This window comes from Streptomyces sp. SID12501, from assembly GCF_010550245.1.
Lineage (GTDB): Bacteria > Actinomycetota > Actinomycetes > Streptomycetales > Streptomycetaceae > Streptomyces.
On the sequence record NZ_JAAGLU010001042.1, the window covers coordinates 1 to 387 of the forward strand.

Genomic DNA, 387 nt, shown 5'->3' on the forward strand with positions numbered 1-387 from the left:
ACGTTCGTATTGACACGCGCTTGGTCCAGACCGCACGGTGAGCGGCGGACACGGACGCACCCACCGCACCCCACCCTGGAAGGGCCTTCGGCGTATGAGCGAGAGCAAGCTGGCCGGGCAGTTCTTCGACGCCGCCATCGGTCTGCTGGAGCGGGTGCGCGACGAGGAGGCCTCCCGCGTCAACGAGGCCGGGATCGCCATCGCCGATGCCGTCACCGCGGGGAACCGGCTCTTCGCCTTCGGCGCGGGACACTCCTCGCTGCCCGCCCAGGACGTGGTCTACCGGGCCGGCGGACTCGCCCTGATGAACTTCCTCGCCGTACCCGGCACCGCCGGCATCGACGTCATGCCCGCCACCCTGGGCAGCGCGCGGGAGCGGGTCGACGG

The 387-nt window shown here is 71.6% G+C and carries 1 protein-coding gene; it reads left to right on the top strand.

Annotated features, from left to right (window positions below):
• Positions 1-94: 94 nt before the first annotated feature.
• A partial coding sequence (locus tag G3I71_RS49730; RefSeq protein WP_164325592.1) for an SIS domain-containing protein occupies positions 95-387 on the top strand: 293 nt, incomplete at its 3' end.